6 protein-coding genes are annotated in these 7,239 nt (G+C 41.1%); 3 read left to right on the top strand and 3 right to left on the bottom strand.

What is annotated here, in order from left to right:
* The coding region (locus Q0296_RS01410; protein WP_298035820.1) for an ABC-F family ATP-binding cassette domain-containing protein at positions 1–1,144 on the bottom strand (1,144 nt) is incomplete at its 3' end.
* 97 nt (positions 1,145–1,241) lie between these two features.
* On the opposite strand from Q0296_RS01410, the gene Q0296_RS01405 reads away from it, so the two are divergent.
* The 3 genes from Q0296_RS01405 to Q0296_RS01395 all read left to right on the top strand — a co-directional run bounded on the left by Q0296_RS01405 (position 1,242) and on the right by Q0296_RS01395 (position 3,755).
* Complete coding sequence (locus tag Q0296_RS01405; RefSeq protein WP_298035818.1) at positions 1,242–2,561, top strand: MATE family efflux transporter; 1,320 nt, start codon at positions 1,242–1,244, stop codon at positions 2,559–2,561.
* Entirely contained in the window at positions 2,516–3,199 is a 684-nt protein-coding gene (locus Q0296_RS01400) for a SprT family zinc-dependent metalloprotease (protein ID WP_366939716.1), read from the top strand. The genes Q0296_RS01405 and Q0296_RS01400 overlap by 46 nt, the downstream gene beginning before the upstream one ends.
* Before the next feature lie 70 nt (positions 3,200–3,269).
* On the top strand, positions 3,270–3,755 hold the full coding sequence (locus Q0296_RS01395; protein ID WP_298035815.1) for a tetratricopeptide repeat protein: 486 nt from the start codon (positions 3,270–3,272) through the stop codon (positions 3,753–3,755).
* 97 nt (positions 3,756–3,852) lie between these two features.
* Here Q0296_RS01395 and Q0296_RS01390 read toward each other — a convergent pair whose 3' ends face one another.
* Both Q0296_RS01390 and Q0296_RS01385 read right to left on the bottom strand, forming a co-directional pair.
* Positions 3,853–5,919: a TRAP transporter permease gene (locus Q0296_RS01390; protein WP_298035813.1), complete on the bottom strand. Its 2,067-nt coding sequence runs from the start codon at positions 5,917–5,919 to the stop codon at positions 3,853–3,855.
* 86 nt (positions 5,920–6,005) lie between these two features.
* Positions 6,006–6,947: a TAXI family TRAP transporter solute-binding subunit gene (locus Q0296_RS01385; RefSeq protein WP_298035811.1), complete on the bottom strand. Its 942-nt coding sequence runs from the start codon at positions 6,945–6,947 to the stop codon at positions 6,006–6,008.
* Between the last annotated feature and the right edge of the window lie 292 nt (positions 6,948–7,239).

The raw sequence follows: 7,239 nt of genomic DNA, 5'->3' as shown, positions 1-7,239 counted from the left end.
TTTCAAGGCCTAGCAAAATTTTAAGCAAAGTGCTCTTTCCACTGCCATTTCGTCCGACTATGGCGATCCTCTCGCCCTGCAAGATTCTTGCGTCAAATTTTTCAAAAAGCACCTTGCCGTCTATGCTTTTGCCTAAATTTTTAAACTCAAAGAGCATTTTTTTGCGGTTTTGGCTCTGCGTTTGGTTGAAATTTTTACTCGCACGCTCAAGCTCTAGCCTCACGCGCCTTATCACACCTGGGTTTTTCTTGGCCTCTTCACGCATGGCGAGCACCCGCTCTTTTCTGCCCTCGTTTCGCTTTAGCCTAGCTTTTACGCCGCGCCTTAGCCACTCTTCTTCGGCCTTTAGCTGTTTTAGCAGTGTCTCATGCGACTTTGCAAGACTTGCTAAAATTTCCTCTTTTTTGGTTAGATAGTTTGCATATCCGCCATCAAAATTTTTTAAGCTTGCATCCTCGACCTCAACGCACCTAGTTGCCAGCGCATCGATAAAATACCTATCGTGACTAATAAAAACTATGCTTTGATTTGAGCTTTTAAGCATATCTTCAAGAAATTTGACCATATAGACATCAAGGTGGTTTGTAGGCTCATCAAGTAAAAGCACATCTGGCTTTTTAAGGATGAGCGCACCCAGTGCCACGCGCCTGATCTCGCCACCACTTAGCGAGCAAATGGGTCTATTTTCATACTCTTTTAGCTTAAATTCTTGCAAAATTCGCTCGATCTTATGCTCGATATTCCAGCCATCCTTTGCCTCTATAAATTTAATAAGCCTCTCTTGCTCTTTTAAAATTTCTCTGTTTTCAGGCTCATTTGCTAGCAAAACTCCACTCTTTTCATACTCGCTTATCGCGTCAAATATCTCTTTTAGCTCGTTATTTAGCGCATCTCTTACGCTAAAAGTGGCGTTAAAATTTGGATTTTGCGCTAGCATCTCGACGCTTATTAGGTTTTGCACTATCCGTCTGCCGCTATCTGCTGCCACCTCACCAGAGATGATCTTCATAAGCGTGCTCTTGCCGCTACCATTTTTACCGATGATCGCTATCTTTTCATTTTCATTTATACTAAAATTTACACCATTTAAAATTTCATTTGCGCCAAATTTTTTACTTACGTCTATCAGGTCGATTAATGCCATTTTTCTCTCAAAATTTTAAATTTTTTGGATTATATCAAAAGGGAGCTAAAACCTAATTTGGCTATAATCGCCCCAAAATTTAAAAAGCGAGAAATTTATGAATCTTTCTATGAAAAAACTGGTCGTCCCTATATTTTTAGATATGTTTTTGCACTTTATAACGCTCATCATCAACACCTACATGGTGACAAAAGTGAGCGTACATCTAGTTGGCGCCATGGGTGCAGGTAATCAAGTGATGGACCTTTTTATGACTATTTTTAACTTCCTTAGCATGGGCTGCTCAGTCGTCGTCGCACAAGCTCTTGGAGCAAAGCAAAATGAGCTAGCCTCAAGCGTCATACACGCAAGCATCACGTCAAATACGATCTTTGGCATAGCTTCAGCCATCATCATCTACCTCTTTGGCTACAACATCTTAAATTTACTAAACGTGCCAAGTGATCTCATAAACGATAGCTTCTCATACCTTCACATCCTTGGCTTTGCCTTGCTATTTGATGGCATCGGCATGGTGCTAGCTGCGGTGCTTCGCGTCTATAATCTAGCAACCGCGGTCATGCTAACTTCAGTTTTGATGAACATCATCACCATTTTTGGCAACGCCATCGCCCTTTTTGGCTGGTTTGATCTGCCAAATTTAGGCTTGCAAGGTGTTGCTATCTCGACATTTGTAGGTAGGCTTATTGGCGTTTTTGTCCTACTTTACATGCTCATACGCGTGGCAAAAGTTAGAATTTATCTTAGCAAACTGCTTGTCGTGCCGTTTGGAATTTTAAAGAAAATACTCTCAGTTGGTCTGCCAAGTGCTGGCGAAAATTTACTCTGGATGGCGCAATACATGGTCGCATTTGGCTTTATCGCGAGCATGGGCGAGGCAACTCTTAGCGTGCAGACGATCTACTTTCAGATCACACTTCTCATCTTGCTTTGTGGAGCGAGTATCAGCGTGGCAAACGAGGTCATCGTGGGGCATTTAGTGGGAGCTAGCGAGTTTAACGAGGCTTACGCAAGAACCTTTAAAGCCTTGTGGCTTGGCATTTCTATCACGCTCGTCGTCGTTTTGATCGCCTACGCCTTAAAGTATAAGATCATGGACGCACTAAATTTAGATGAGAACTTGCGCAAGATAATGCTACCACTCTTTACGCTCTCGATCGTGCTAGAGGCTGGCAGAACCTTTAACATCGTCATAGTAAATGCCCTTCGCGCAAGTGGCGACGCGAAATTCCCACTTGCAACTGGGCTTATCTTTATGTGGGGGCTTTCGCTGCCGCTTGGATATTTCTTAGGCATACACCTTGGCTGGGGCATTATTGGCGTTTGGATAGGATTTTGCGCTGATGAGTGGCTAAGAGGCCTTGCAAATACCTGGCGCTGGAGAAGCAAAAAGTGGCAAGAAAAACGCCTAGTTTGAGGCAAAAGAGCGTAAATTTAGACTTTTATGGTCTAAGCGTTTTAGTAAATTTTAAAACAAACGTAAAGGCTATGCGCCTAAGAGTTGGCAAGGATGCTAAGATCACGCTTTCTATGCCATTTTATAGCACGCAAAAGATGGCTCTTGGCTTTCTTGAAACGCACAGAATTTGGCTTGAAAACTCTTATAAAAAAGCTCTTTTAAATTTACCAAAAGATGATGAGATGAAATTTCTTGGGCAAATTTACAAGATCAAATTTGATGAGAGCGCAAAAGAGCCTTTTTTTGAAGATAAATTTATCATAACGCCAAATTTAAAGGCGCTTGAACGCTTTAAAAAAGCAAGAGCAAAAGAGCTATTTTTGGAGCTTGTAAGCTACTATCAGCCTCATATCAACAAGCCAGTTAGTCGCATCGTCATACGAAATAGCAAAACTCGCTGGGGGAGCTGCAACCATAAAAAAGGCTATATAAACTTAAGCCTAAGGCTTATAGAAAAGCCGCTCTCAGCCGTGCGCTACGTCGTACTTCATGAGCTTACTCACCTGCTCTACCCGCACCACCAAAGCAGCTTTTATAAATTTATAGAAGCCATCATGCCTGATTACAAAGCGCAAGAGCAAATTTTAAAATCGTAATTATTTTTCATCAAGTAAGTGTAAATTTAATATGTTAAAATTGCATATTACTTTACAAAAGGAAAATTTGATGAAAAAGATGATTTTTATCCCGCTTCTTGCCCTTTGCGCATTTGGAAGTGAATTTGAGGCTGGACTAAATGCCTATGCAGGCTCAAATTTCAAAGAAGCCTTGGCTAAATTTGAAGCAGGTTGCGCGGCAAATGACGCAAGATCATGCCTAAAAGCAGGCGCTATATATCAGCTAGGCAAAACTGACGTGCCAGATATCACCAAAGCACTAGAGCTTTACAATAAAGCTTGCCAAGGCGGCGAAAAAGAGGGTTGCTCAGCAGCTGGCGGAATTTATCTAAATAGCGATCCGCAAAAAGCAAGAGAGCTTTTTAGCAAAGCTTGCGAGCAAAATGACGGCTACTCTTGTGGCATGATAGGCTCGATACTAATAGAAGCTAAGAAATTTAAAGAGGCTTACACCTTCTTAGTAAAAGGCTGCAAGCTAAATGATAAGATGTCTTGCGAGTTTGCAGGCGATCTAAAACGCTCAAAACAACTTTGATCTTTACGTTTTTAAAGCCTAAATCTCACTTTTTACAAAATAAATAGAAATTTATAAATAAATTTAAAAGTCTAGGCAAGAGGGCTCTTGCCTAGTGTTAAATCGCTCTTATTTGATCGAGCGGTTTATCTTTTATGCCCCACTGAGTCATAAAGACAAAGCCATAAAGAGCAGCTGCCACGATATAGGCTGTGTATTCGTTTGGCATCAGACCAAATTTTACGCAGATATTTGGCACAAGAGCTAGTGGCACGACAGGGATAAGTAGCAACCTCTCCCAAATCCTAAGCTTTGTGACGTAGTATCCTTGAAGCAAGCTAGAAAAGGCAAACATTCCCACGATCGCCATGCCAAAGACGAGTAAAATTTCAAGCGGATTACTCATCCAGACTATTCCTTTTGAATCAAGCGGATCGCTCGTGTTTATGCTCTCAATTAGCATAAGTTTGTTGTTAAAGAAAAAGGCAAATGGCAAGATCGCCGTTCTTAAATCGTAAAAAAATCCTTGAACGCCAACGGTTATTGGATTTGCCTTGGCAATGCCCGCTGCTGCGTAGGCTGCGATGCCAACTGGCGGCGTGTCATCAGCTAAAATTCCAAAGTAAAAGACAAAAAGATGCACAGCGATAGCTGGGATCAAGAAACCATTTTTATGCGCTAAAAATAAAATGACAGGTGCTACAAGGCTTGAGACGACGATGTAGTTTGCTGTCGTTGGAAGCCCCATGCCAAGGATGAGCGACATAAGAGCTGTAAGAAGTAGGATCATCATGATATTATCGCCCGCTAGAAGCTCGACTAGATCAGAAAGTACTTGACCAAGGCCAGTTAGCGAGATAGAGCCCACGATGATGCCTGCAAGCGCGGTTGCGATGGCTATTGTAGTCATGCTCTTTGCAGCTGCGACCATCGCCCAAAATATATCCTCAAAGCCAAGAAGCACGTCGTTTATGCCTACTTTTTCACCACTTGCTAGCTTTTTAGTTGGCTCTTGAAAGATCATTATCAAAAATAAAAATCCTATCGCATTAAAAGCTGCAGCTATGGCTGACTCTTTTGCTATTAAAAGCGTGTAAAGCAAGATTAGAATCGGCGTTATATAGTGAAGACCGCTAACAAAAATTTTAAATCTTGAGTGAAATTCGCTCTGATTTATGCCCTTTAGTCCAAGTTTGACGCTCTCTAAATGCACGATGAAAAATAGCGACAAATAACAAGCAAATGCTGGGATAACCGCTGCCATCATAACATTTGTATATGTCATACCCAAAAACTCAGCGATGATAAAAGCAGCCGCACCCATGATAGGTGGCATGAGCTGTCCATTTACGCCAGCTGCAACCTCGATAGCTCCAGCTTTTGTGCGTGAAAGACCAGCTTTTTTCATAAGTGGTATAGTAAATGTACCAACGGTTACGACGTTTGCTGTTGAGCTGCCTGAAACCATGCCAGTTAGGCCACTTGCGATGACTGAGGCTTTGGCTGGGCCGCCTCTATATTTGCCAAGAAGTGAGAAGGCTAAATTTATGAAGTATTGTCCAGCGCCAGCTCGCTCAAGTAGTGAGCCAAAAAGAACAAAAAGGTAGATAAAACTAACGCTAACACCGATAGGCACGCCAAAGACGCCCTCTGTCGTTAAAAACATATGTCCCGCGATCTTTTCTAAGCTAGCGCCCTGATGAGCGATGATATCTGGCATATAAGGGCCAAAGTGGTCATATATCAAAAATATAGCGCAGATGATACCAAGAGCTGGCCCCATCACGCGTCTGCCGCCTTCAAGTAAGATAAAGATAGCGATAAATGAGATAACTACGTCTTGGGTGATATAATCCCCAGTCCTATCAGCTAGCTCATAAAAATAAACCGCTGGATAAAGCACGGCAACAACGCCTACTACGCAAAAAACTAGGTCGTAAAACGGCAAACTTGAGTGAGCCTTTTTATGAAAAGTGACTGGATAGAGCAAAAATACAAGCCCAACCGCAAAAGCTAGGTGCACTGAGCGCGAAATGTTAGTATTTAGTGGGAAATACGCTATATAAAGCTGAAAAACCGACCAAGAGAAACACGCAAATGCGATGAAATAGTTGTAAAAATTGCTATTTATCTCCCTTGTTTTTACCTCGACAAATTGTTCTTCGTTGTCTTTGACTTCGTTCATCTCTCTCCTTTAAAATTTAAATATAAAAATTTAAATGAATTTGCATATTTAAATTCTCCAGAGGCGAAAGCCCCTGGAAATTTGAGTTATTTTAAGATACCAGCCTCTTTAAATGCAGCCTCTGCAGCTGGGTGAAGCGGAGCTGAAAGACCTTGGACGAGATCTTCTTTATTTACTGATTTTAGTGCTGGGTGAAGAGTTTTATACTCATCAAAGTTATCCAAAATAGCTTTTATCACAGCCTTTACAGCCTCATCTTTTGTATCTTTATTAGTAACCAAAACAGCCTTTACGCCAATAGTGTTGACATCGTGATCGACGCCATCGTATGAGCCTTTTGGGATCACACCTTTTGCAAAGTATGGCTTATCCATAAGAAGCTTATCGATCTCGCTACCTTCGATGTTTAGGATATCGATAGGCAAAGATGTCGCAGCGTCAGTGATGTTTGCGGTTGGGTGGCCGACAACAAAGCTATATCCGTCTATTTTTTTATCTTTTAGTGCGTGCGGGCATTCGCCAACTGTTAAAACGCCGCGGTAGCCTAAATTTTTAACATCAAAGCCCTTTGCATTAAATACTTCGAGTGTGCTCACTTCGTTGCCGCTGCCTGGGTTTCCGACGTTGTATTTTTTTCCTGCAAACGACTGGATATCGCTTGTTAGGCCGCTATCTTTTGCCACGACAAATGCAAGAAGTTCTGGATAGATAGCTACTACTGAGCGTAAATTTTCATCTTTTGCTCCGTCAAATTTGCCAGTGCCGTTAAATTTATCATAGACGACGTCACTTTGGACAAAACCAAATGTAAGCTCTTTTTTGAGGACGTTATTTACGTTGTAAACTGAGCCGCCAGTTGATTGGACTGAACATTTTACATCGGTGTTTTTGTTTGCCAAGCGGCAGATCGCTCCACCTATCGGATAGTACGTGCCTGTCATGCCACCAGTGCCGATACTGATAAATTCTTTTGCTGAGAGAGTTGTTGCTAAAAGCAAGCCAGCAAGTGCTAAAGAAGTAGTTTTCATCTAAAATCCTTTCAAAAAATTTAAGGCTATTTTATTCTATAAATTTAGCTTTTTATCTTTTTGTTATGATATTTTTATGCCATTTTTGTAAAGTTGCAACCATTCTACACAATCAAGACTTAAAAAAATATTTTCTTAAGAATAAATTTATATTTCTTTATAGGGCGATTTGATTTTAATAAAACAAGGGCCCAAATATTATTTTTATAGTATAATGGCACCAAAGTTCTAAGTTTTAGAAAAAAATGTTGCAAATTTACAACCAATAATAGCTTTTACAAATGTTAATAAC

The organism is uncultured Campylobacter sp., assembly GCF_937890585.1.
Classification (GTDB): domain Bacteria; phylum Campylobacterota; class Campylobacteria; order Campylobacterales; family Campylobacteraceae; genus Campylobacter_A.
Note: the sequence above shows the minus strand (reverse complement) of the source record. Positions and strands in the feature narration are given on the sequence as shown.

Excerpts from the sequence above, each read along its gene's own strand:
- Q0296_RS01390 (WP_298035813.1), bottom strand. The coding sequence starts at position 5,919 with ATGAACGAAGTCAAAGACAACGAAGAACAATTTGTCGAGGTAAAAACA.
- Q0296_RS01395 (WP_298035815.1), top strand. The coding sequence starts at position 3,270 with ATGAAAAAGATGATTTTTATCCCGCTTCTTGCCCTTTGCGCATTTGGA.
- Q0296_RS01405 (WP_298035818.1), top strand. The coding sequence starts at position 1,242 with ATGAATCTTTCTATGAAAAAACTGGTCGTCCCTATATTTTTAGATATG.
- Q0296_RS01385 (WP_298035811.1), bottom strand. The coding sequence starts at position 6,947 with ATGAAAACTACTTCTTTAGCACTTGCTGGCTTGCTTTTAGCAACAACT.